Source organism: Bradyrhizobium sp. USDA 4473, from assembly GCF_054063335.1.
This window is the reverse complement of the sequence record NZ_JBSSGE010000001.1, coordinates 4723185-4744848: the sequence shown is the minus strand read 5'-3', so window position 1 is coordinate 4744848 and position 21664 is coordinate 4723185. Positions and strand designations below refer to the sequence as shown.

At 64.8% G+C, this 21664-nt stretch carries 28 protein-coding genes; 14 read left to right on the top strand and 14 right to left on the bottom strand.

Annotation, left to right across the window (positions count from 1 at the left end; all coding sequences use genetic code 11):
- Positions 1 to 4: 4 nt before the first annotated feature.
- Together ACVW17_RS22060 and ACVW17_RS22055 are read left to right on the top strand one after the other, a co-directional pair.
- Entirely contained in the window at positions 5 to 229 is a 225-nt protein-coding gene (locus ACVW17_RS22060) for a hypothetical protein (RefSeq protein ID WP_456753878.1), read from the top strand.
- Between the two features lie 31 nt (positions 230 to 260).
- Positions 261 to 659 (top strand): hypothetical protein, encoded by a 399-nt coding sequence (locus ACVW17_RS22055; protein WP_456753877.1) that lies wholly within the window; start codon positions 261 to 263, stop codon positions 657 to 659.
- A 107-nt stretch (positions 660 to 766) separates the two neighbouring features.
- On the opposite strand, the gene ACVW17_RS22050 is transcribed toward ACVW17_RS22055, so the two are convergent.
- Complete coding sequence (locus ACVW17_RS22050) at positions 767 to 1228, bottom strand: group III truncated hemoglobin (protein WP_456797875.1); 462 nt, start codon at positions 1226 to 1228, stop codon at positions 767 to 769.
- 83 nt (positions 1229 to 1311) lie between these two features.
- Between ACVW17_RS22050 and ACVW17_RS22045 the strand changes: the two genes are divergently transcribed.
- On the top strand, positions 1312 to 1746 hold the full coding sequence (locus ACVW17_RS22045) for an RrF2 family transcriptional regulator (RefSeq protein WP_456753876.1): 435 nt from the start codon (positions 1312 to 1314) through the stop codon (positions 1744 to 1746).
- Positions 1747 to 1772: 26 nt separating this feature from the next.
- Here ACVW17_RS22045 and ACVW17_RS22040 read toward each other — a convergent pair whose 3' ends face one another.
- A complete protein-coding gene (locus ACVW17_RS22040) occupies positions 1773 to 2465 on the bottom strand; it encodes an SET domain-containing protein (protein ID WP_456797874.1) in 693 nt (230 codons plus the stop codon).
- A gap of 166 nt (positions 2466 to 2631) precedes the next feature.
- Here ACVW17_RS22040 and ACVW17_RS22035 point away from each other — a divergent pair, with 166 nt between their 5' ends.
- Positions 2632 to 3234, top strand: a complete 603-nt coding sequence (locus ACVW17_RS22035; RefSeq protein WP_456753874.1) for a hypothetical protein — start codon at positions 2632 to 2634, stop codon at positions 3232 to 3234.
- A gap of 95 nt (positions 3235 to 3329) precedes the next feature.
- On the opposite strand, the gene ACVW17_RS22030 is transcribed toward ACVW17_RS22035, so the two are convergent.
- A complete protein-coding gene (locus tag ACVW17_RS22030; RefSeq protein ID WP_456753873.1) occupies positions 3330 to 4055 on the bottom strand; it encodes a TetR/AcrR family transcriptional regulator in 726 nt (241 codons plus the stop codon).
- 112 nt (positions 4056 to 4167) lie between these two features.
- Between ACVW17_RS22030 and ACVW17_RS22025 the strand changes: the two genes are divergently transcribed.
- From ACVW17_RS22025 to ACVW17_RS22010, 4 genes are all read left to right on the top strand, one after another.
- Positions 4168 to 5571 carry a carotenoid oxygenase family protein gene (locus ACVW17_RS22025; RefSeq protein ID WP_456753872.1) on the top strand — a complete coding sequence of 468 codons (1404 nt, stop codon included), beginning with the start codon at positions 4168 to 4170 and terminating at the stop codon, positions 5569 to 5571.
- A 294-nt stretch (positions 5572 to 5865) separates the two neighbouring features.
- A complete protein-coding gene (locus ACVW17_RS22020; protein WP_456797873.1) occupies positions 5866 to 6441 on the top strand; it encodes a hypothetical protein in 576 nt (191 codons plus the stop codon).
- Between the two features lie 57 nt (positions 6442 to 6498).
- Positions 6499 to 7053: an inner membrane-spanning protein YciB gene (locus tag ACVW17_RS22015; RefSeq protein WP_456753870.1), complete on the top strand. Its 555-nt coding sequence runs from the start codon at positions 6499 to 6501 to the stop codon at positions 7051 to 7053.
- An 82-nt stretch (positions 7054 to 7135) separates the two neighbouring features.
- Positions 7136 to 7432 (top strand): hypothetical protein, encoded by a 297-nt coding sequence (locus ACVW17_RS22010; protein ID WP_456753869.1) that lies wholly within the window; start codon positions 7136 to 7138, stop codon positions 7430 to 7432.
- 10 nt (positions 7433 to 7442) lie between these two features.
- Here ACVW17_RS22010 and ACVW17_RS22005 read toward each other — a convergent pair whose 3' ends face one another.
- Both ACVW17_RS22005 and ACVW17_RS22000 read right to left on the bottom strand, forming a co-directional pair.
- Positions 7443 to 8117: a DUF429 domain-containing protein gene (locus ACVW17_RS22005; RefSeq protein WP_456797872.1), complete on the bottom strand. Its 675-nt coding sequence runs from the start codon at positions 8115 to 8117 to the stop codon at positions 7443 to 7445.
- Positions 8114 to 9769 (bottom strand): fumarate hydratase, encoded by a 1656-nt coding sequence (locus ACVW17_RS22000; protein ID WP_456753868.1) that lies wholly within the window; start codon positions 9767 to 9769, stop codon positions 8114 to 8116. Before ACVW17_RS22000 ends, ACVW17_RS22005 begins: the two co-directional genes overlap by 4 nt.
- Positions 9770 to 10002: 233 nt before the next feature.
- Between ACVW17_RS22000 and ACVW17_RS21995 the strand changes: the two genes are divergently transcribed.
- Positions 10003 to 10320: a hypothetical protein gene (locus ACVW17_RS21995; RefSeq protein ID WP_456753867.1), complete on the top strand. Its 318-nt coding sequence runs from the start codon at positions 10003 to 10005 to the stop codon at positions 10318 to 10320.
- A gap of 104 nt (positions 10321 to 10424) precedes the next feature.
- Positions 10425 to 10880 carry a hypothetical protein gene (locus ACVW17_RS21990; RefSeq protein WP_456756496.1) on the top strand — a complete coding sequence of 152 codons (456 nt, stop codon included), beginning with the start codon at positions 10425 to 10427 and terminating at the stop codon, positions 10878 to 10880.
- Here ACVW17_RS21990 and ACVW17_RS21985 read toward each other — a convergent pair whose 3' ends face one another.
- Together ACVW17_RS21985 and ACVW17_RS21980 are read right to left on the bottom strand one after the other, a co-directional pair.
- On the bottom strand, positions 10881 to 11321 hold the full coding sequence (locus ACVW17_RS21985) for an SRPBCC family protein (protein WP_456753866.1): 441 nt from the start codon (positions 11319 to 11321) through the stop codon (positions 10881 to 10883).
- The gene (locus ACVW17_RS21980; protein WP_456753865.1) at positions 11321 to 11647 is read right to left on the bottom strand and encodes an ArsR/SmtB family transcription factor; all 327 of its coding nucleotides are present in this window, start codon (positions 11645 to 11647) and stop codon (positions 11321 to 11323) included. The genes ACVW17_RS21985 and ACVW17_RS21980 overlap by 1 nt, the downstream gene beginning before the upstream one ends.
- Positions 11648 to 11802: 155 nt before the next feature.
- Between ACVW17_RS21980 and ACVW17_RS21975 the strand changes: the two genes are divergently transcribed.
- Both ACVW17_RS21975 and ACVW17_RS21970 read left to right on the top strand, forming a co-directional pair.
- Complete coding sequence (locus ACVW17_RS21975; protein ID WP_456753864.1) at positions 11803 to 12477, top strand: methyltransferase family protein; 675 nt, start codon at positions 11803 to 11805, stop codon at positions 12475 to 12477.
- Positions 12478 to 12486: 9 nt separating this feature from the next.
- Positions 12487 to 12846, top strand: coding sequence for a GFA family protein (locus tag ACVW17_RS21970; protein WP_456753863.1), 360 nt, complete (start codon positions 12487 to 12489; stop codon positions 12844 to 12846).
- 100 nt (positions 12847 to 12946) lie between these two features.
- On the opposite strand, the gene ACVW17_RS21965 is transcribed toward ACVW17_RS21970, so the two are convergent.
- Positions 12947 to 13654, bottom strand: coding sequence for a glutathione S-transferase (locus ACVW17_RS21965; RefSeq protein WP_456753862.1), 708 nt, complete (start codon positions 13652 to 13654; stop codon positions 12947 to 12949).
- 153 nt (positions 13655 to 13807) lie between these two features.
- On the opposite strand from ACVW17_RS21965, the gene ACVW17_RS21960 reads away from it, so the two are divergent.
- A complete protein-coding gene (locus tag ACVW17_RS21960) occupies positions 13808 to 14212 on the top strand; it encodes a DUF3606 domain-containing protein (RefSeq protein ID WP_456753861.1) in 405 nt (134 codons plus the stop codon).
- 298 nt (positions 14213 to 14510) lie between these two features.
- Here ACVW17_RS21960 and ACVW17_RS21955 read toward each other — a convergent pair whose 3' ends face one another.
- On the bottom strand, positions 14511 to 15470 hold the full coding sequence (locus ACVW17_RS21955; RefSeq protein WP_456753860.1) for a Tim44 domain-containing protein: 960 nt from the start codon (positions 15468 to 15470) through the stop codon (positions 14511 to 14513).
- 532 nt (positions 15471 to 16002) lie between these two features.
- Between ACVW17_RS21955 and ACVW17_RS21950 the strand changes: the two genes are divergently transcribed.
- Positions 16003 to 16254 (top strand): hypothetical protein, encoded by a 252-nt coding sequence (locus ACVW17_RS21950; RefSeq protein WP_456753859.1) that lies wholly within the window; start codon positions 16003 to 16005, stop codon positions 16252 to 16254.
- 100 nt (positions 16255 to 16354) lie between these two features.
- Here ACVW17_RS21950 and cckA read toward each other — a convergent pair whose 3' ends face one another.
- The 5 genes from cckA to fliE all read right to left on the bottom strand — a co-directional run bounded on the left by cckA (position 16355) and on the right by fliE (position 21657).
- Positions 16355 to 18946 carry a cell cycle histidine kinase CckA gene (gene cckA / locus ACVW17_RS21945; protein WP_456756495.1) on the bottom strand — a complete coding sequence of 864 codons (2592 nt, stop codon included), beginning with the start codon at positions 18944 to 18946 and terminating at the stop codon, positions 16355 to 16357.
- 142 nt (positions 18947 to 19088) lie between these two features.
- Complete coding sequence (gene flhB, locus ACVW17_RS21940; RefSeq protein ID WP_456753858.1) at positions 19089 to 20162, bottom strand: flagellar biosynthesis protein FlhB; 1074 nt, start codon at positions 20160 to 20162, stop codon at positions 19089 to 19091.
- Between the two features lie 12 nt (positions 20163 to 20174).
- Positions 20175 to 20945, bottom strand: a complete 771-nt coding sequence (gene fliR, locus ACVW17_RS21935) for a flagellar biosynthetic protein FliR (protein WP_456753857.1) — start codon at positions 20943 to 20945, stop codon at positions 20175 to 20177.
- An 18-nt stretch (positions 20946 to 20963) separates the two neighbouring features.
- Positions 20964 to 21227 carry a flagellar biosynthesis protein FliQ gene (gene fliQ / locus ACVW17_RS21930; protein WP_456753856.1) on the bottom strand — a complete coding sequence of 88 codons (264 nt, stop codon included), beginning with the start codon at positions 21225 to 21227 and terminating at the stop codon, positions 20964 to 20966.
- Between the two features lie 109 nt (positions 21228 to 21336).
- The gene (fliE, locus tag ACVW17_RS21925) at positions 21337 to 21657 is read right to left on the bottom strand and encodes a flagellar hook-basal body complex protein FliE (RefSeq protein ID WP_050631837.1); all 321 of its coding nucleotides are present in this window, start codon (positions 21655 to 21657) and stop codon (positions 21337 to 21339) included.
- Positions 21658 to 21664: the final 7 nt, after the last annotated feature.

Sequence of the window (21664 nt, the reverse complement as noted above, 5' to 3'; positions counted from 1 at the left end):
GGAGATGACCATGCTGATGCTGTCCCTTATCCGCGCCTTCGCCGTCCTGATCCCGTGGCTGGTCCATTTGGCCACATGGCTCCTCGCGCGCTCGCTCAACATGCCCCAGCCGCTCGTGCACGCGACCGGCGTGTTCGTGTTCGCGCAGGTCTATGCGGCCGAGATGAGGGTCGGCAAGGCACTGTGCCCGCTCCGCCTGTGGCGTCAGCTGCAGGCCCTGTTCCGCTGACCAATCCATCCAACCCAAGGAGACCACTGCCATGATCCATTCGTCCCAGCTGCTGCGCCGCGCCTTGCTCGCCGATGCCGTGTTCAGCGGCGTGTCCGCCATCGCGATGCTGCTCGATGCCGGCGCGCTGGCCTCGCTGCTCGGCCTGCCTGAGGCGCTGCTGCGCGAGACCGGGCTGTTCCTGATCGCCTACACCGCGCTGGTCGGCTGGCTCGGATCGCGAACCGCGCTGCCGAAAGGACCCGTGATCCTCGTGGTCGCCGGCAACGCGGCCTGGACGCTGGCCAGCATCGCGCTGCTGCTGTCGGGCGCGGTGTCGCCGAATTTGCTCGGCACCATCGTGATCCTCGCCCAGGCGATCGCCACCGGCGTGTTCGCCGAACTGCAATATGTCGGGTTGCGGAGGAGCGAAGGCGTGCTGACGGCGTAACCGCAACGTCTTTGCGAGCGAAGCGAAGCAATCCATCGAGCCGCATGTGCGGAAGGATGGATTGCTTCGTCGCTTCGCGCCTCGCAATGACGGGTCGGAGTTCGACCTTACTGCACAGCTCCCGCTTCGCTTCGCCTGTAACGCTCCCCCACCCCCAGCATCACGCCCTGTCCGCTGGCAACGCCCATCTCCAGGCTCGAGGCAATGCGCCGCGCGCGATCGATGAAATGAACCGCCGCGACCGGCGGGCACAGCTCATGCGCGGCCGCCTCGAACAGTTCCAGCCAGCGGTCGAAATGCGCGGCATCGATCGGCAGCGGCATGTGCTTGACCATCGGCGTACCGTGATAGCGCCCGGTCATCAGCGCGACCGAGGACCAGAACGCGCACATCTGGGCCAGATGCGGCTCCCAATCTGAGATCCTGGCCTCGAACACCGGCCCGATCATCGGGTCCTGGCGGACCTTGGCGTAGAAGCCGTGCACCAGTTGCTCGATCATGGCCTCGGTGATCCCGGTCCGCGCGACAATCTCGGCGGTGATCTGCTCGCGGCGCTCTGCTCCTGTCATCGCTCACATCCTAAATAGGTATTTCAAATGCCTATTTAGACTGCTATAGCTGATCCGCCAAGTGCTGATTGCGAAGGGCTTCCATGCGCCTGACTTCGTTCACGGATTTTGCGCTCCGCGCCCTGATGCGGCTGGCCGGCGAGCCGGATCGCTCATTTGCCACCAGCGAGATCGCGGCCGAGTTCGGCATTTCCCGCAATCACCTCGCCAAGGTGGTGCGCGACCTCGCCGACGGCGGTTTCATCGCGACCCAGCGCGGCGCCGGCGGCGGATTTTCGCTGGCACGGCCGGCGGAGACCATCACCCTCGGGCAAGTGGTGCGCGCGCTGGAAGGCGGCAGCCCGCTGGTCGAATGTTTCAGGGATGATGGCGGCGATTGCCTGCTGCTGCCGCGCTGCCGGCTGAAGGCGAGGCTCGCGGCCGCCCGTGAGGCCTTCATGCGCGAGTTGGATGGGACTACGCTCGCCGAGTGCGCCTATCTGCCACGTCCCACGCGCCATCCAGCGCGCGCATCATGACCGTCGTCGACCGGATCGGTCGTAACTCAGGCCTGCAGCACGCGCGCGGTAGCGCGCTTTGACGGCGCCACCCGCTTGCCGGCCGCGGCCGTCAGGCTGTGGCCGTTGAGGTGCTTGCCGTTCAACGCCTTGCCGTTCAGGGTCTTGCCGTTGCCGCCCCTGCCGTTGGCTTTCGCAGTCTTCGTCGCCTTGGCCTTCCGCTGCTTGGCGCGCTTCTCTGCGAGCTTCTCGGCCTCGCGCCTGGCTTTCCGTTCGGCCTTTTCCTTCAGCCGCGCGCGCTCCGCCCTCGCCTCGGCGCGCTGCTTCTTGCGCTTCTTCTCGCAGGAATCGCACTTGCAGCCGATCGGCTTCAGATAGGCTTTGAAATAGTCGGTTCCGTAATCGTAGTTGATCTCGTCGCCCGGCTCGATGTCCTTGATGGCGCGGATGAACACCTTGCGCTTTCGGGGTTTGACGTCGGATTCCGCGTTCGGCCGGCAGGCATGATTGATGTAGCGGGCGATGTTCTCGCGGATCGAGCCGTCGATGGTCCAGCGGTTGGTGAGCTCGAACAGATATTTGTTCTCGATCGCGTCCTCATCCTTCTTCTTCGAGTCGAGCAACGGCCCGAAATAGCGGATGATCTTGGTGCCTTTCTTGATCGGCTTGGTGGCGAAAAGGCCGAGGCCGGTACGGGAGCGGCCGACGCGATAGGGCTTGTGCGATAATGATGCGGGCATGACGATCGAGGCTACGGCACGCTAGAGTGCACGCGACAGAAGTTGCGAAGCCGCCCTTCTAGGACGATTCCGCGCGCCTGTCAGGTGTTTCCCGCGTGTCTGTTGAACCTTCCCCAGATTGCATATGTCAGACACAAAGTAACGCCCGGATCGCAGGTTTCCCCCGATGAAATACCTTGCTTTTGCAACAGTCGCGATGGCGCTTGCCGGTGCAAATCCTGGCCAGGCCGGCGCCGAGACGATCAGCAGCAGCTACACCTCTACCGCGCCGAAAGCCTGCCGCGTGATCGGCAGGCCCAATCAAGAGGACGGCGGCACCACGCGGATTTGCCCGGGAAAATCCGGCCTTGTGGTGCTGATCAGCGAGGGTGACCTGCGCGAAGTGGTCTCGGTCGGCCGAAATCGGGCGGCCGCGGCCAGGGAACCGGCGGCGCAGGCGTGGTTCGGCCCGTTCAGTTCGACCGGCGATACCGTCGAATGGCGTGCCGCCGACCGCAAGCCGTTTGCGATCATCCAGCGCTGGCAGATCGCCGACAACAGCGAGCAGGACAAGCGCGGCGGCCCGGTGCCGCGCGCGATGCTCGCGGTGACGCGGCTGCCGCCGGGCGAGGTCTGCCATGTCGCCTATGTCGATGTCGCTGCCAATTCCAACGCCAACGCGCTGGCGCGTCAGGCCGCCGACGATTTCGCCCGCGATTTCAAATGCGGTGCGGATCAGGTCAAGACGGTCGGCCAGAGCGGGCGCACCACGTCGCTGACGAAACGCTAAAGCGCGACGAGATTACGCTGAATCGTCATCGCGCCTTGGCTCTTTGTTTGAGCATGATCTTTTCGGAAAACCGCTTCGCACTTTTCCGGATCATGCTAGGGCCGCGCCGAGCGGCCCGCGGACAATCGCAGCATCGCGGTCAAGAGCGCTTCCACGGATGTGCCCTCGGGCGCCCGGTCCAGAATGGTCTTGAGGCGCCCATCGAGCAGCAGCATGGTGAAGCCATGCACCAGCGACCAGGCCGATGCGATCGCGGCCGCCTGATCCAGCGTAAGCTGCTCCTTGGAGATCTGCTCATGCCGGCTGGCGCCGACGCCGCGGGTCAGCCCTGCGAATGAGGCCTCCGACGCCTCGTGCAGCGATGGCCGCGAATGATCGAGCCGCTCGCTGCGGAACATCAGCCCATACATGCCGGGATGCGCCTGCGCATAGGCGACGTACGCCTTGGCGCTCGCCACGCCCTTTTCGGGCGGTGTCGCCGCCGAAGCGTCAGCCGCCGCCATCGCCTGGCCGAATTGCCGGAAACCGATCGCTGCGAGTTCGCTGAGCAAACCGGTGAGATCGCCGAAATGATGCGTGGGCGCGGCGTGCGACACGCCGGCTTCGCGTGCCACCGCACGCAGGGTCAGCCCCGCCAGTCCGTCACGCTCGAGCACGCGCTCGGCGGCTCTCAATAGCGCCTCGTGCAGGTCGCCATGATGATACGGCGCGTCGGTGGCCCCGCGCCGCGGCGCCGGACGATCGGAGGCTCCACGCGCAACCCGGCGGGCCGGAGCCCGCGCCGGCCGTGTCGCCTTGTTTTCCTTGGATAATCTTGCCATGCGGCCGTTATAGGTCGCAATTTTTACACTGTAAAGATTTTGCTTGACGACCGACGGTGCCGTCCCTACTGGTATCTTTACGATGTAAAGATCATAATGCAGGGAGATCGGAATGCTCGACCAGGTCACATCCACCGCGGCGCGGACCAATCTGGCGCCGATCCCGTTCGAAGCCGATGCGCCATTCCCAAAGATCTCGGGCGAATTGCCGCGCGAGCTGAACGGCACGCTCTATCGCAACGGCCCCAATCCGCAATTCGATGTGCCGGGCGCGCACTGGTTCGTCGGCGACGGCATGCTGCACGCCTTCCATCTCGAGAACGGCCGCGCCAGCTACCGCAACCGCTGGGTCCGCACCGCGAAATGGCAGGCCGAGCACGACGCCGGCCGCGCGCTGTTTGGCGGCTTCGGCCGCAAGCTGCCGGACGCTCCCGCCGACATCACGACCGATGGCTGCGTCGCCAACACCAACATCATCTACCACGGCGGCAAGCTGCTCGCGCTGGTCGAGAGCCATTTGCCGACCGAGATCGACCCCGGCACGCTCACTCGCCTCGGTTATTGCGACTACCAGGGCGCGATCTCCGGCCCCTTCACCGCGCATCCCAAGATCGACCCGGTCACCGGCGAGATGGTGTTCTTCGGCTACAACGCCGCGGGTCCGCTGACCCCGGCGCTGTCATTCGGTGCGGTGAACTCGTCCGGCGTGGTGAGCCGGTTCGAGCGCTTCGAGGCGCCCTATGCCAGCATGGTGCACGACTTCATCGTCACCGAGAACCACGTGCTGTTTCCGATCCTGCCGATATCAGGCAGCATGCAGCGCGCGATGAAGGGACAGGCGCCCTACGCCTGGGAGCCGGACAAAGGCGCCTATGTCGGCGTGATGAAGCGGAGCGGTTCGTCAAAGGACATCGTCTGGTTCCGCGCCGAGACCTGCTACGTCTTCCACGTCATGAACGCGTGGGACGACGGCAACCGCATCATCGCCGACGTGATGCAGTTCGAGGAAGCGCCGCTGTTCAACCATCCCGACGGCTCGCCAACCGACCCGAAGAATAACCGCGCGCGCTATTGCCGCTGGACTTTCGACCTCTCAGGGAATACCGACCGCTTCACGCAAACCTATCTCGACGACCTCACCGGCGAATTCCCCCGCATCGACGATCGTCGCGCCGGATTTGCCAGCCATCACGGCTGGTACGCCTGCGCCAACCCTGACCTACCGATGTTCGGTGCGCTGTCCGGCATCGTGCATGTCGACGGCCGTGGCAAGCGGGTCGGCCATTATCTCCTGCCCGCCGGCGATACCATCTCCGAGCCGGTGTTCGTCGAACGCAGCGCGGACGCGGCTGAAGGCGACGGCTGGCTGCTCGCGGTGGTCTGGCGCGCCCGCGAGAACCGCAGCGACCTCGCCGTGTTCAACGCGCAGGATGTCGAGGCAGGCCCGGCCGCTCTGGTCCATCTCGGCCACCGGGTGCCGGATGGATTCCACGGCAATTGGGTCGGAGCGCGGTAGCTGCCGATCGTCTCAGACGTAAGAGCATCAGTCTCTCCAATCTTCATGCCCGGCCCCGTGCCGGGCATCCACGTCTTTCTCGCCGCTTGCAGCAAGGCGTGGATGGCCGGGACAAGCCCGGCCATGACGACGCGGAGAAATCGATAGCCACTCATCGCACCCGCAGAGCATTGACGTTTCATGATTTTTGCAGACCGCATCACGATTTTGACACTGTAAAGATTTCGCTTGACGCTCCCGTTGCCCACCTCTAGGGTATCTTTACGATGTAAAGATCAGCCTTCGAGGCTCACCATGACGATCTTCCTGATCCTCGCTCCCTACGGCGCCTTTGCCACGCTGATGCTGGTGACCTCGGCCGTGGCGAGCCTGCTCTGCGCCGCCCTGATCTGCCTTGCCGTCATCGCGTTCGATATCGCGCGCGGCCGCAGCATCAAGATCCTCGGTGTCGGCTCGGTCATCGTGTTCACCGCAGTCGGCTGCTACCTCACCTTCGTCGACGCGACGCCGAGCAGCATCGCGGTGAAGATCGCGGTCGATGTCGGCATGCTCGTGGTGTCGCTCGGCTCGATCCTGATCGGCCATCCCTTCACGCGGCAATATGCGCTCAAGCAGGTCGATGCCGAGATCGCGAAGCAGCCTGGCTTCCTCAATGCCAATTATCTGATCACCGGCGCCTGGGCCGCCGCGACGCTGTTGATGTTGATCGGCAACATCGCGGTGCTCTACGTACCCGCCCTGCCGCTGTGGACCGGCCTGCTGATCGCCTTTGCGGCGCGCAACGCCGCGGTCGGCTTCACCCGCTGGTATCCGCAATATCGCATGGCCAAGGACGGCGCGCCGCCGGCCGGCGCGTTGCCGTCGCACTGACCGCTAAGGTCACAACACCAAAGCAATCACCGCCCCGAGGAAACGGAAACCACCACGATGAAGAGCGTATTTGCCAGGCTCGCGAGCGACTTCCTCTCCACCATCGTCTTCCTGGTGGTCTATCTCGCCACCGACAATGTGCTGATCGCCACCGGCGTTGCGATCGCGGGTGCAATCGCGCAAGTGCTGTATGCACGCGTCAGGGGACAGGCGCTCGGCTACATGACCTGGGCAAGCCTTGGCCTGGTGATCGTGCTGGGCGGCGCGACGCTCGTCACCAACGATCCGCGCTTCGTGCTGGCCAAGCCCGCGATCGGCCACATCGCGATCGGCGCGATCATGCTGAAGCGCGGCTGGATGCTGCGCTATCTGCCGCCGATCGTGACCGAGACCATTCCGGAATACGCCACCCTCGCCGGCTATGCCTGGGCCGGGTTGATGTTCATCCTCGCCGCCGGCACCATCGCGACCGCGGCGACCGGCGACATGAAGCTGTGGGCGTTCTACGTGTCGGTGGTGCTACTTGGTGCGAAGATCGCGGCCTTCGCGATCCAGTACGTCGCGTTCCGCGTCCTGGTCGGCAGCCGGCTGCGCGCCACCGCCCGCGCCTGATCGTCGCTAGCCGCGAACTAGGCGCGCGCGGCAAGATGGGCTATACCGCCGCGCACGCTTTTCACCTCGAGGGGAGACATCGATGGCGGTGGACGGAAACTGGAATCTGACGATGACGACGCCGATGGGCGAGCGCAAGGCGACGCTGTCGCTGGCAAGCTCCGGCGGCACGCTCACCGGCACGCAGGGCGCCGAGGGCAACTCCACCGAAATCTTCGACGGCACCGTGAACGGCGACGACGTCTCCTGGAAGGTCTCCATCACCAACCCGATGCCGCTGACGCTCGAATTCACCGGCAAGGTCGCCGGCGACGGCATCTCCGGCGAGATGGGCATCGGCCCGATGGGCAGCTTCCCCTTCACCGGCACGCGGGCGTAAGCAAACCGGTCTAGAACCAGATCTGCATCGGCAGATCATGCGCATCCAGCGGCTGCTGTCCCTCGGGAACGCAGCCGTTCGGTTGATGGGCCGCGAGCGCCACCGCGCAGGCATCCAGCACATCGTCGCGCTTCGCACCGCTGCCGATCCGCGCGACGGTGAGCCAGCGATCGATCTCGCGAAGGCCCGCTCGCTTCAGCAGCCTGCAACGCAGCGCATCGCCCTCCTCCGACTTCTTGCGCGGCAGCGGCACCCCCGCGTTCAGCAGCAGGAACACCAGCTCGGGATGCACCTCGCGGATGTCGCGCGAGGGGTCCGCGCGGACGAACCTATCGACCTCCATGATCTTCTTGCCGAGGTGCCAGAGCTGGCGCGAGACGCAGGTCTGGCCGCGGCGTTGCGCTTCACGATTCGCTGCGTCGGGATCGTCGAACTCCTGCCACAGCCAGCGCCGCGCACCGGTGAAGACGCGCGAGGTGTGCGGCCGCAGGCGCTCGCGCGCGAGACGGTCGCAGCCGCGTTCGCCGTCGTCGGTCATGCCGATCGGGATATCGATCCCGGCACGGTCGAACGGACGCGACAACGCGTCCGCAATGTCGCCATGAAAGGAAATCGTACGCTGGTCGCCGTCGATGCTGACGGCGACCCAGCCTCTGGAGAATCCGTCGAGGCCTAAAACCCTCAACCCAGGTTCAATTCCTTGAAGAAGTCGTTGCCCTTGTCATCGATGATGATGAAGGCCGGGAAATCGACCACTTCGATGCGCCAGATCGCTTCCATACCGAGCTCCGGATACTCGACCACCTCGACCTTCTTGATGCAGTGCTCGGCGAGGTTCGCCGCCGCGCCGCCGATCGAGCCGAGATAGAAGCCGCCGTGGTTCTTGCAGGCCTCGCGCACCGCGACCGCGCGGTTGCCCTTGGCGACCATCACCATCGAGCCGCCGGCGGCCTGGAACTGGTCGACAAAGGAATCCATGCGGCCCGCGGTGGTCGGGCCGAACGCGCCGGAGGCATAGCCCTCGGGCGTCTTGGCGGGGCCGGCGTAGTAGACCGGATGGTTCTTGAAATAATCCGGCAGCGGCTCGCCCTTCTCCAGCCGCTCGCGCAGCTTGGCGTGGGCGGAGTCGCGCGCGACGATCATGGTGCCGGTCATCGAGACGCGGGTCTTGATCGGATATTGCGACAACGTCGCCAAGATCTCCTTCATCGGCTTGTTGAGGTCGATCTTGACCACCTCGCCGCCGAGCGACTGTTCGACCGCGGGCAGATACTGCGCCGGGTTGTGCTCGAGCTCCTCGAGATAGACACCGTCCTTGGTGATCTTGCCGAGCACCTGGCGGTCCGCCGAACAGGACACGCCGAGCCCGATCGGCAGCGAGGCGCCGTGGCGCGGCATCCGGATCACGCGCACGTCGTGGCAGAAATACTTGCCGCCGAACTGCGCGCCCACCCCCAGGCTTTGCGTCATCTTGAGGATTTCCTGCTCCATCTCGAGATCGCGGAACGCATTGCCGTCGGGCGAGCCGTGGGTCGGCAACGCATCGAGATAGCGCGCCGAGGCGAGCTTCACGGTCTTCATGCAGAGCTCGGCCGAGGTGCCGCCGATCACGATCGCAAGGTGATACGGCGGGCACGCCGCGGTGCCGAGCGTCAGCACCTTCTCCTTTAGGAACGCCAGCAGCCGGTCCTTGGTCAAGACCGAGGGCGTCGCCTGGAACAGGAAGCTCTTGTTGGCGCTGCCGCCGCCCTTGGCCATGAACATGAACTTGTAGGCGTCGTCACCCTCGGCGTAGATCTCGCACTGCGCCGGCATGTTGTTGGCGGTGTTCTTCTCCTCATACATCGACAAGGGAGCCACCTGCGAGTAGCGCAGATTGCGGCGCAGATAGGCGTCGCGTGCGCCTTCGGACAACGCGGCCTCGTCCTCGCCGTCGGTGATGACGTTGCAGCCCTTCTTGCCCATGATGATCGCGGTGCCGGTGTCCTGGCACATCGGCAGCACGCCGCCGGCCGCGATGTTGGCGTTCTTGAGGAAATCGAAGGCGACGAACTTGTCGTTGTCGCTGGCTTCCTTGTCCTCGAGGATCGAGCGCAGCTGCTTCAGGTGGCCCGGCCGCAGATAGTGGTTGATGTCGCCGAACGCCGCCTCGGAGAGCGCCCGCAGCGCCTCGCGCGACACCACCAGCATGTCCTTGCCCAAGACCTTCTCGACCCGGACGCCCTCGCTCGTCACCTTCTTGTAGGGCGTGGTGTCGGCACCCAGCGGGAACAAGGGCGTGTGCTTGTAGGGCGGAACGGGCTTCTGCTGGTCGGGGAAGGCGGAGGGGGCGTTCATGAGCTGCTCTTTGGGCTTGCAGGCCGGGTTCGAAAGGCCGGTCCGGCCGCGGGGCCGCCGGCAATGTAGAGCCGTTCTAAGCCTTTTTCGGGCAAAGGAAAGGGAAGCCGGCTGCCTTCCAGCCATGCGCGGGACCGGCAATCCATATGCTAGGTTTCATGCCACCGTGATCTCGGATTGCCACAACGCGCAGCACACCGCCAATCGGCCGGGGAAGCCACCAGGAGACCTTCATGAAGACAGCGCTTGTGATCCGGTTTGCGGCGCTGGCCCTGCTGGTCGCGCTCCCGGGCGGCGCCGATGCCGCGCGCCTCGGCAGGTCCTGCGGCGGCCTTGCCGGCCTGCAATGCAGCAGTCGCGGCCAGTTCTGCCAGTTCAAGCCGGGGCAATGCGGCCGTGCCGACCAGTCCGGCAGCTGCGCGTTCCGGCCGACGATCTGCAACAAGATCTTCAAGCCGGTGTGCGGCTGCGACGGCAAGAGCTATGGCAATGATTGCGAGCGCCGCGCCGCCGGCGCCTCCAAGGCGCAGGACGGCAAGTGCCCGTCCTGACTGGCGATGTTGACGCGCCGCGCGGGAGCCTGCATGTAGCTTCGCGTATATTCATACCGCGGGGGTATTTCGTGACAGCACCGTTGCGCCGACGCGCTTTCAGCATCCGCTCCACCCTGCCGGCCGCGCTGATCGCGCTAGCCACGGCTCTTGTCGCCGCGCCCGCGCATGCCGACCCCTGCGTGGATATCGCCAAGCAACTCGCCGGCCAGATCGACGGCCTGAAGGTCAATTTCAGCGCCGCCAACATCACCTACCTCACACACCCGGCGGCGAAGGAATTGTCGCTCGGCTGCCGTGGCAAGGACTATGCGATCGAGCTCTATGCCAAGACCGATCGCAAGATGAAGCCGGAGTTCTTCAATCTGGTCGGCTCGGCCACCGCACTGATCTTCACCGTGCCGAAGGACGACGCCACCACCGGCACCTCGCGCTGCCTGAAGCGGATGGGCATTCTGCGCGGCAACACCATCACCATGCGCTATCGCCGCCTCAATCTCGAATGCACGCGCAACAGGACCGATGCCTCGATCACGGTCCGTCGCGGCAACAACGAGTGATCAGCCCTCGCCGGTGACCCGGCCGATCGCGTCGACGATCTTGCCCCAGCCCGGGCTCATCATGTCGAAGGCGAAGCGGTTGCCGGGGAAGACGAAGCCGTCATGCACCATGCGGACCTGCGTGCCGCCGTCGACCGGCGTCAGCGTCCAGGTGACCACCGAGTCGAGCTTCGAGCCGTATTGCGGATTGGTATCGGCGCCGCCCTTCCAGGAATAGCGCAGCAGGCGCGGCGGATCGCAATCCAGCACCTCGCAATGCACGACGCCGTCCCAGTCGCCGATCGGCTTGGTGCGGAAGTTGAAGCGGTGTCCGACGCGCGGCTGAAAATCGTTCGGCATCAGCCATTTCATCAGCAGTTCGCTCGTGGTCAGCGTCCGCCAGATTCTGTCGGCGGCATAGGGCAGCACCTTCTCGACCGTGATCGCGTGCGTCTCGCTCATCACTCACTCTCCTTCAACAATTTCTCCAGATTGGCGAAGCGCTCGGCCCAGAACGTCTCGTAGTGGGCGAGCCAGTCGATCAGCGGACTGAGCCCCTTCGGCGCGACGCGGTAGTGGATGTGCCGGCCCTCGCGCCGCTCGGCGACCAGCCCGGCGTCACGCAACGCGCGCAGATGTTGCGACACCGCCGGCTGCGACACCTTGGAGCCCTGCACCAGCCCGGTCGCGGCGATCTCGCCTTCGCGGATGATCCGCTCGAACACCGCGCGCCGCGTCGGGTCCGCGAGGGTTTTGAGCACATTGGTCAGCTGCATGGCTGCGGTCATGCAGATATATAAGCAATTACTTATACGATTGTCAATTGAGGTGCGATGCGACCGCGCCCCAGGAACACCTCACCGGCTCCGAAAGTTGATGATCGGGGCCGCATGCCTGCCGGGAAAAGGGTGCGATAATCGCGGCCGGACTCACGGAGCCGCCCATGATCGCAAAGCTCCTCGTGCAAAACACCTTCTTCGTCATCGCCATGGCCGCGCTGCTGTTTGCCTCCGCCGGCACGCTGCACTGGCCCGGCGCGTGGGCCTATCTGATCGCCTCGGCGCTGATCGGCCCGGCCTGCGGGCTGTGGCTCGCCAAGGTCGATCCCGGCCTCCTGGCCGAGCGCATGCGGCTCACCGCACGTGAGGGCCAGCCGACCGAAGACAAGCGCTTCATGCTGGCCTTCCTGGTCATTGCGGTGCTGTGGTTCATCGCGATGGGGCTCGACCGCCGTTTTGGCGGCGCCAATGCCGGCGTGGCGCTGATCGTGCTTGGCCTCGCGCTGTACCTGCTCTCGACCGGGCTGATCCTGTGGGTGTTCCGCACCAACTCGTTCGCGGCACCGGTCGTGAAGGTGCAGAGCGAGCGCGACCATCACGTGATCTCGACCGGGCCCTACGCGCTGGTCCGCCACCCCATGTATACGAGCGTGATGCTGTTCTTCATCGGCGTGCCGCTGACGCTCGGCTCCTGGTGGGGTCTGGCCTTCGTGCCGGTGTTCTTCGCGATGTTCGCGTTCCGCACCCGGATCGAGGAGCGCACGCTGGTGGCGGGATTGTCAGGCTATGCCGATTATACGGCACGGGTGCGCTACCGCCTCGTGCCCGGGCTGTGGTGAGGAGCGATCATGGCAGAGAGCAAGATCTACACCGGCGGCTGCCATTGCGGCCAGGTCCGCTTCGAATGCACCACCGACATGGCCATGGTCACCGCCTGCAACTGCTCGATCTGCACCAAGAAGGGCCTGCATTTCGTATTCATGCCGCCAACGAGCTTCCAGCTCCGCGCCGGCGCCGAGAACCTGAAGGAATATCTCTTCAACCGCCACGCCATCCGCCACCAGCTCTGCGTCGATTGCGGCGTCGACGTGTTCGCGCGCGGCAACAAGCCCGACGGCAGCGACATCGTGGCGCTGAATGTCAGCTGCATCGACGGCATCGATCTGTCGAAGATCAAGATGACGCCGGTGGACGGCAAGAGCCGGTGACTGCGAAGCAGTCATTCCGGGGCACGCGGAGCGTGAACCCGCAATCCAGAGATTGTGGCGCGAGATTCCGGGTTCGCTTCGCGCCCCGGAATGACGGCGATCACAAATCCAGCGCCTTGTAGCGCCGGAAAATCCCCTCCTCGTTGAACGGGATCCGCCGCGCGCTCGCCAGATAGGCCTTGATGTTCGGCCGCTCGGCGACGCGATCGCGGAGCGCGATCAGGCGCGGAACCTTCTTCTCATATGCCGCCATGCGCTTTGGAAACGCGTAGCGCAGTCCTTCCACGATCTGGAACAGCGACAGGTCGACATAGGTCAGCCTGCGGCCGGTGACGAACGCGCCGCCATTCGCCGCGACCAGATCCTCGAAATAGCCGAGATATTTCGGCACCCGCGATTTCCAGAACTCTTCCGTGCGCTTCTTCGCCGGCGCCTTCTGGTCTTCATAATACAGCGACGGGCCGAGCGGATGATGGGTGTCGTGGATCTCCAGCACGAAATCCGCGATCGTCAGCTGCAGCTGATGCACCCAGAGCTTTCCGCCTTCAGCTTTCGGCGCCAGGCCATGGCGCACGCCGAGATAGAGCAGGATGTTGGCGGTTTGCCCGATCACGAGCTGGCCTGCCTTGAGGAACGGCGGCGCGAACGGCGGCGTGCCCTTGTGCGCGTCCATCATCTTCATCATGGCGCCGGTGCCGCCCTTGGCCCGCGCGACATCGGTATAATCCGCGCCCGCATCCTCGAGCGCGAGACGGACATATTCGCCGCGCCCCTGGATCATCGGCCAGTAGTAAAGCTGATAGTGCATGGACTTATCTCCAAAAACTTCACCGCATCGGTTCGCGCAAGGTCGATCGTAGCCGCGCCGTCGTCAGATCGTCCACCTCGCGCAGTCCGCCTGTGCGAACCGCGCGGCGACTGCTAAGGTTCCAACGTGGAATCTTCGACGAAGGATCATCTGATGGCGGACAACAAGAAGAAGCGGGGCGCACGCGATCGCGCTCTGATCGCGTTGAGCGAGTCCTACGAAGTTGCGTACTGGTCCAAGAAGTTCAAGGTCACGCCGGCCAAGCTCAAGGCCGCGGTCAAGAAGGTCGGCCATTCAGCCAGGAAGGTGGAAGCCCATTTCAGGGAGCAGCGCCACAAGGCCGCCGACCGCGCGCTGATCGCGCTCAGCCAGCCCTACGAGGTCCGCTACTGGTCGAAGAAGTTCAAGGTAACCCCTGCCCGGCTGAAGGCGGCGGTCGACGAGGTCGGACATTCCTCGAAGAAGGTCGGGGCCTACTTCGCGGCGAAGAAAGCAGCGAAGAAAAAGAAGGCGGCCAAGAAGGCCGTCAAGAAGACGACCAAGCGCAAGAAGGCCTGAGCGCCTTCCGTCATTGCGAGCCAACGGGCCGCGCGAACCCGCGCCCGATGACAGGCTCCGCGAAGCAATCCATCGTGCGGCATATGTGGACAGATGGATTGCTTCGTCGCTATCGCTCCTCGCAATGACGGGCATACACGCGCAGACGTTCTGACTGCCCCCGTACTGCCGCCTCAATTCGCCGCGAAGTCGGCCGGCAGGCCATCGCCGCCAGTGCCGCGACACGCGAATGAAGCGCGCAAAACAAAAGCGCCGCGGACCAAGCCGCGGCGCCTTGTCCGTCATCTCGGACCAGCGATCAGTTGGTCTGCTGGATCGCCGAGAGCTCCCAATTGCCGCCGCGCTGGCGCACGAAGGTCCAGACCTCGGTGACCTCCTCCGGCTGCCCGCCGCTGAGCTGGCGGCCGGTGCCGCGCTCGAGCATGGTGTCGACCAGCGAATAGCGCATCGCGACCGTCGCATATTCGCTGTCGCCTTCGCGCCAGGCTTCCGCCAGATCGCCCTGCAGGAGCTTCACGTTGGACGTCTTGTTGGTGACGTTGCGCGCCTTGTTGTCCTCGAGATCCCTGGAGAAGTACGACACCATCTCCGGCGTCGCGAGCGTGTGCAGCTTCGCAATGTCCTCGTTCGACCACGCAGCCTGGATCTCGCCGAGCAGCCGCTCGAAGGTCTCGTAGTCGGCGGGCGCGATCTCGACCGGCGCGTTCGATCCGCCGCCGAGGCCAAAGCCGAAGCCCGAGCGGGCGTTGGCCTGCGGGCCCGGGCCGACATCGGGTCCGCCCGCGTAAGCAGCGGCCGGCTGATTGCGGCGCTGCCACCACGACATCGCGAGCCGGACCACGAGCACGATCAGGCCGATCTGCAGCAACAGGCCGAGCATCGACGACAGGCCGCCGAGGCCCGAGAACAGGCCGCCGCCGAACAGCATGCCGAACAGGCCGGCGCCAAGGAAACCCGCGGCCAGGCCGCCGAGCAGACCACGGCCCATTCCGCCGCGGCCGAACAGGCCGCCGGAATTCGCCGCCGCCGGCGAGCTCATGCCCGGGCTACCGGGCTGGCTGAAGGTCCGGTTCAGCGGCGCAACCGAGCCCGGTGCGGTGTTGGTCGAGGGCGGCGCGGAGAACGTCCGCGAGCCGCGCGAGCCGCCACCGCCAACGCGGGCGTCGGCCGCCGAAACGGTCATCATCACGGGCAGCGCCAGCGCCATCGCGACGGCGATCGCCCGAACAATTCCACGCGTGCGTTGCGAGAAATTCATGTTGGTTTCCTCAAAGGATTCCCCGGCATGGGGAAACGCCCCTAAGATGGGCAGGGCCTGATAAAAGTGAAGCGGGAAACGGGAACTGCGGCTGCGGCCCTCGGTCGCGGCGATGTGACACTATGGTCCTTGTGGATGCGACGGCGCGTCCTAGCGCGGGACGAGGTTTCGGTTCAACCGTAGCCGCGCCGGAATTTCGCCTCGCACCTGCGAGAAGCCAAAGCGCATGCGCCTCGACGTATAGCTAGGGCGCGTCCTCATAAATTGGCCATGGCGGATTTACCTCGAAAACCTGACATCGCCGCATGACGATGGCTTGTCGGTTTTGGGGCCAACTGCGGACAATGTTGCCAACCAAGCGCGTCTAAGTCGCTGTGGTTACTTTCCGACGCAGTCAAGAACCAAAAACACGGGAAGCTGAGAAGCCGCTGCTCCCATGAGGCACATCCGAATTAGAATGTACTCAACGGGTACCAAGGCTAGTTGGTCCTTTTCAGCCGCTCTGCGCAAGCACCAATCCCATCGAACCACAATGAAACAGTGGAACGCTAATATTGGAGCTGTCCACACCGCCAGCGCCTCCCATAAGGAGGTTGAAGAATGGCGCAAGTGCCAGCCGGGGCATGCCTTTGGAGGATTAATCAGCAGCAGTGCCGCGGCCGTCATAGCGGAGAGCAGCAGGGCGATCAAAGTGGAAGTGCGAGCTGTTTTCATCCTGACTAATGATAGGTTGCGCAGCATCGGTCGATCAACCGAAAAGATCGGCGTACCAAACGATGAATAAAGCGGTTGCGACTTCCGCAAAGGGTCAAAAGCCGCCGATCACGACCGAGCTGGGCAACTTCCGCTCTACGACTGGAAGCCGACGTTTATGAGCACACGCCCTAGTTCGCGGTCATGGTTTCCTTCACCGCGGCGACCAGCTGCGTCAGCGTGAACGGTTTCGGCAGGAACGCAAATTGCTGGTTTTCCGGCAGGCTCTTCTCGAAGGCGTCCTCGGCGTAGCCGGAGACGAAGATGATCTTCAGCTCCGGATTGCGACCGCGCATTTCCTTGAGCAGCGTCGGGCCGTCCATCTCCGGCATCACGACGTCGGAGACGACGAGATCGACCGCGCCGTTCTTCTCCTCGAACGCTTCCAGCGCCTCGACGCCGTTGGCCGCCTCGATCACGCTGTAGCCGCGCGAGCGCAGGCCGCGCGCATTGAGCGAGCGCAGGCCGTCCTCGTCCTCGACCAGCAGGATGGTGCCCTGCCCGGTGAGATCGGGCTTCGGCTTGGCCGCCTCGGCAGCGGAGACTTCCTTCGACGCACCGTTGCCGGCCTGCACCCCGGATGCGACCTCCTGCGCGATCTCCTGTTCCTGGCGATGCCGCGGCAGGTAGATGCGGAACGTGGTGCCGCCACCCGGCACGGAATCGACATAGACGAAACCGCCGGTCTGCTTGACGATGCCGTACACGGTGGACAGGCCGAGGCCTGTGCCCTTGCCGACCTCCTTGGTCGAGAAGAACGGCTCGAAGATCTTGTCGATGATCTCGTGCGGAATGCCGGTGCCGGTGTCAGCAATCTCGATCTTCACATAATCCGCGGCCGGCATGCCCTTGTTGGCAAGCTGAGCGGCTTCCTCGGTCGGCACGTTGGCGGTGCGGATGGTGAGCTTGCCGCCGTCGGGCATCGCGTCGCGCGCGTTGACCGCGAGATTGACCACGACCTGCTCGAACTGCGAGACGTCGACCTTCACCGGCCACAGGTCGCGGCCATGCACCAAGTCGAGCTTGACCTTCTCGCCGATCAGCCGGCGCAGCAGCATGGTGAGGTCGCTCAAGGCGTCGCCGAGATCCAGCACCTGCGGCCGCAGCGTCTGGCGGCGCGAGAACGCCAGCAGCTGCCGCACCAGCGTCGCGGCGCGGGTGGCGTTCTGCTTGATCTGCATGATGTCCTGGAACGACGGGTCGGTCGGCTTGTGCGCGTTCAGCAGGAAGTCGTTGGCCATCATGATGGCGGAGAGCACGTTGTTGAAGTCGTGCGCGATGCCGCCGGCGAGCTGGCCGACCATCTCCATCTTCTGCGACTGGTTGATCTGGTTTTCCAGCGCGCGCCGCTCGGTGATCTCGAGCATGTAGACGATCGCGGTCTCGGCGTCGCGCTCGTCCTTCTCGATGGTCGTGACGAAGAACTGGGCGAAGCGCTCCTTGGGGCCGTCGAGCATCACCTCGACCGGCGCGATATCGCCCTGCCCCTCGGCGGCCTGGTTGATGGCGGCGATCAGGAGGCCGCGGTCGCGCGGATTGACCGCGCGGAAGATCGACCTGGCGGCGCCGCCGTCGCCGTTCAGGCTCTGCGCCAGCTTGGCGTAGCGCGCATTGGCGCCGACCACGTTGCCGCCGCGATCGACGGTCGCGATCGCCATCGGCGTATGGTCGAAGAAGCGCATGAAGCGCACCTCGGCGGCGCGCTCCGGATCGGAACGCTCGTCGCGGGCGCGGCTGATCACCAGCGTGCGCGAGGCGCCCGCCGCGCCGTCGGCGCCGAAGGCGAGCTTGTGATAGAGCCGGACCGGCACGGTCTTGCCGCCGCGCATCCGCAGGTCGATGTCGAACACCTCGGTCTTGACCTCGCCCGGCACCGCCGCGATTGAGGTCAGCAAGGCCGCGCCATCGCCCGAGACGATGTCGGTCAGTTTCAGGCCGCCCGAACCGATTTCGGCCAGATCGTAATCCAGCCAGTTGGCGAGCGTGGCGTTGACATAGGCGATCTCGCCGGCCGGATTGACCGAGAAGAAGCCGCACGGCGCGTGGTCGAGATATTCGATCGCGTGCCGCAGCTCCTGGAACACGTCTTCCTGGCGCTCGCGGTCGCGCGTGATGTCGGCGATCGACCACACCGCGTATTTCGCGTCGCGCTTGCCCTCGCCGAGCGGCCGGACGCGCAACCGCAGCCAGCGGCCCTGTGCACCACCTTGCCCGGCCTCATGGCCGGCGATGCGGACCTCCTCCTGCTGCCGCTTGCCCTCGCGTGCGGCCTTCAGGAGGCGGAACACCGCCTCGGAGACGTCGGGGTTGCCGATGAAGACGCGCTCGACCGGACGGACGTCCTGCGGCCCGGCCGCACCGGTCAGCGTCAAATAGGCGGCGTTGGAATAGACCACGTGGCCGCGGGAGTCGGTGACGACGAGGCCTTCCTGGGCCTGGTCGGCGATCCGCGCCATCACCGGGTCGTCGGTCGCGCGGTCGGAGAAGCGGATGATGCCGGCGGCAAGGGCGAATAGGTTGAAAACCCCGACGGTGGCGAGCAGCGCCAGCACACCGAGGATGTAGGGTTGCGCCTGGCTGCGGCCGATGATCACGAGCCAGACCGCCACCGCGACGATGCCGGCCGCGACCAGCAGCACCAGCAGGATGCTGCCGCTGCGCCGCGCCGGCCCGTGGGCCACGAACGGCTCGGCCGCAGGAGGATCGTTGCTATCGGCGGTCATCTGGAGAGACATGGCTCGTCTGCATCACGAAGGCGACCGGCCGGCCACCTCGCACCTGAGTGCCTGAATCGGACCCGAAAACGCAAGTCCATCAGGCGGCAATTTCGCAAGTTACGCGCATTTCAAGCGGTTTTCCGCCCTTTTACTTACGCTGGCCGGACAGGCCGCGCCTCAGCCGCATCACGTAGCCGATGATTTCGGCAACCGCATGATAGTGCTCGACCGGGATTTCCTTGTCGATGTCGACGGTCGCATAGAGCGCCCGGGCCAGCGGCACGTTCTCCACGATCGGAATGTCGTGCGCCTTGGCGATCTCCCTGATCTTGAACGCGAGGACGTCGACGCCCTTGGCGACGCAGATCGGCGCCGACATGCTGCGGTCATAGGCCAGCGCCACCGAATAGTGGGTCGGGTTGGTGATGATCACCGAGGCCTTCGGAACCTGGGCCATCATGCGCTTCCTGGCGCGCTGGACCCGCAACTGCTTGATCCTGCCCTTGACGTGCGGGTCGCCTTCCGACTGCTTGAACTCCTCCTTCATCTCCTGCAGCGACATCTTGTGACGCTCGTACCAGGTCCGGTACTGGAAGAAGTAGTCGGCGATCGCAACCGCGGCGAGGATCGCGACCACCGCCGCCATCAGGTGCACGGTCATGCCGGTGATGGCGGGCAGCAGCTCGGCCGGGTCGACCCGCAGGAACGATTCCATCCGCATCCGATCGGGCCACAGCACCATGACCATCACGGCGCCGAGCGCGATCAGCTTGAACAGGCCCTTCAGGAAGTTCGCCACGGCCTGCTTGCCGAACAGCCGCTTGAAGCCGGCGGCCGGCGAGATCTTGGAGAATTTCGGCTTCAGTTGCTCGCCCGACCACACCAGCTGATGCTGGATCATGTTGCCGGCGACCGCGGCCAGCGCCAGCATCAGGAACGGCACGCCGATCGCGGCGACCACGGCGTAGCCAAGCGTCTGGGTCAGCTGCAGCAGGCCGGCACCGTCGGTGCGGATCATCCATGAATTGGCGATCAGGTTGCGCAGCGGCATCAAGATGCCGCCCCCGATCGAGCCAGCGAAGGTCGACAGCACCAGCGTGGCGCCGGCGATCATGAACCAGGTGTTGACCTCCTGGCTCTTGACGACGTCGCCTTTCTCGAGGGCTTCGTCGAGGCGTTTTTGCGTAGGGTCTTCTGTTTTGTCTTCGGTATCGTCGGCCATTTCTGCTCCTGATTAGTTCATCGGAGCGAGCTGGCGCATGACGCCGTTGAAGTAGTCGAAATAGGTGCTCATCATCGCCGCGAGCACGGCGGCGAAGATCAGGAAGCCGACCATGATCGAGAGCGGCACGCCGACGAAATAGACCTGCATCTGCGGCATCAGCCGCGCCAACACGCCGAGCCCGATGTTGAAGACGAGGCCGAACACCAGGAACGGCGCCGACAGCTGCAGGCCGATCTTGAAGGCGGCGGAGAAGGCCGAGGTCGCGAGCGCGGCGACGTCGCCGGTCGGCATGATCTCGCCGGGCGAGAAGATCCGGTAGCTCTCGCTCAGCGCCGCGATCACGAGATAGTGGCTGTCGGTGGCGAACAGCAGCGTCAGGCCGAGGATGGTGAGAAAGTTGCCGACGATCTGGCCCTGCTGGCCCTGGGTCGGATCGACGGCGGTGACGAAGCCGAGGCCGAGCTGCTGGGCGATCACCGAGCCCGCGACGTTGAGCGCCGACAGCGTCACCCGCGCGGTGGCGCCGAGCACGATGCCGATGATGAGCTCATGCACCATCAGGACGCCGAGCGCGGAGATCGACGTCAGGTCGACATGGTAGGCGTTGCGATGCAGCGGCAGGATGATCAGCGTCAGCAGCAGCGCGATCGACAGCTTGACCCGCGCCGGGATGTTGCTCTCGCCGAAACCGGGCAGCAGCATCACCATCGCGCCCACGCGCGCGAAGACCAGCACGAAGATTGCGGCCAGCGCCGGCAGCAGGGAGACATCGATGCGCATGACCGCGGCATTAGTGCATCAACCGCCGATGATTCGCGATGAAATCCGCATCATGTGGCTACTAAGCGAGTCCGCCATGAACGGCAGCGCCAGCAGCAATGTGACGAAGATCGCGAGGATCTTCGGCACGAAGACCAGCGTCTGCTCCTGGATCTGGGTCAGCGCCTGGAACAGCGACACCACGACGCCGACCACCAGGCCGACCACCATCAGGGGCGACGACACCACCACGATGGTCCAGATCGCATCGCGCGCCACGTCGAGAGTTTCAGGGCCGGTCATTTTGGATTCTCGCTTGCTGGTTGTTCAGTCATTCCGGGGCGCGAAGCGAACCCGGAATCTCGAGATTCCGGGTTCTGGTCCTTCGGACCATCCCGGAATGACACCGTCGTCAAATCGGCATCTTCATGATGTCTTCGTAAGCCTGGATTACGCGATCGCGGACCGAGACCAGCGTCGACACCGCAACGTCGGTGTCGGCGACCGCGGTCACCACGTCCATCACATTGGCCTTGCCCGAGGCCATCGCCATGGTCTGCGCGTCGGATTTCTTGCCCGCTTCCAGCACGCTGCCGACCGAGTCCTTCAGCAGCGCGCTGAACGACGGGCCGGCGACGGCCTGCCCGCCCAGCCCGGCCTTCTCGGCGCCGCCGCGCTCCATCATCCTGGCGAGGCTGGCATAGGCATTGGCGGCGACTGTCGGTGTAGCCATGAGTTAC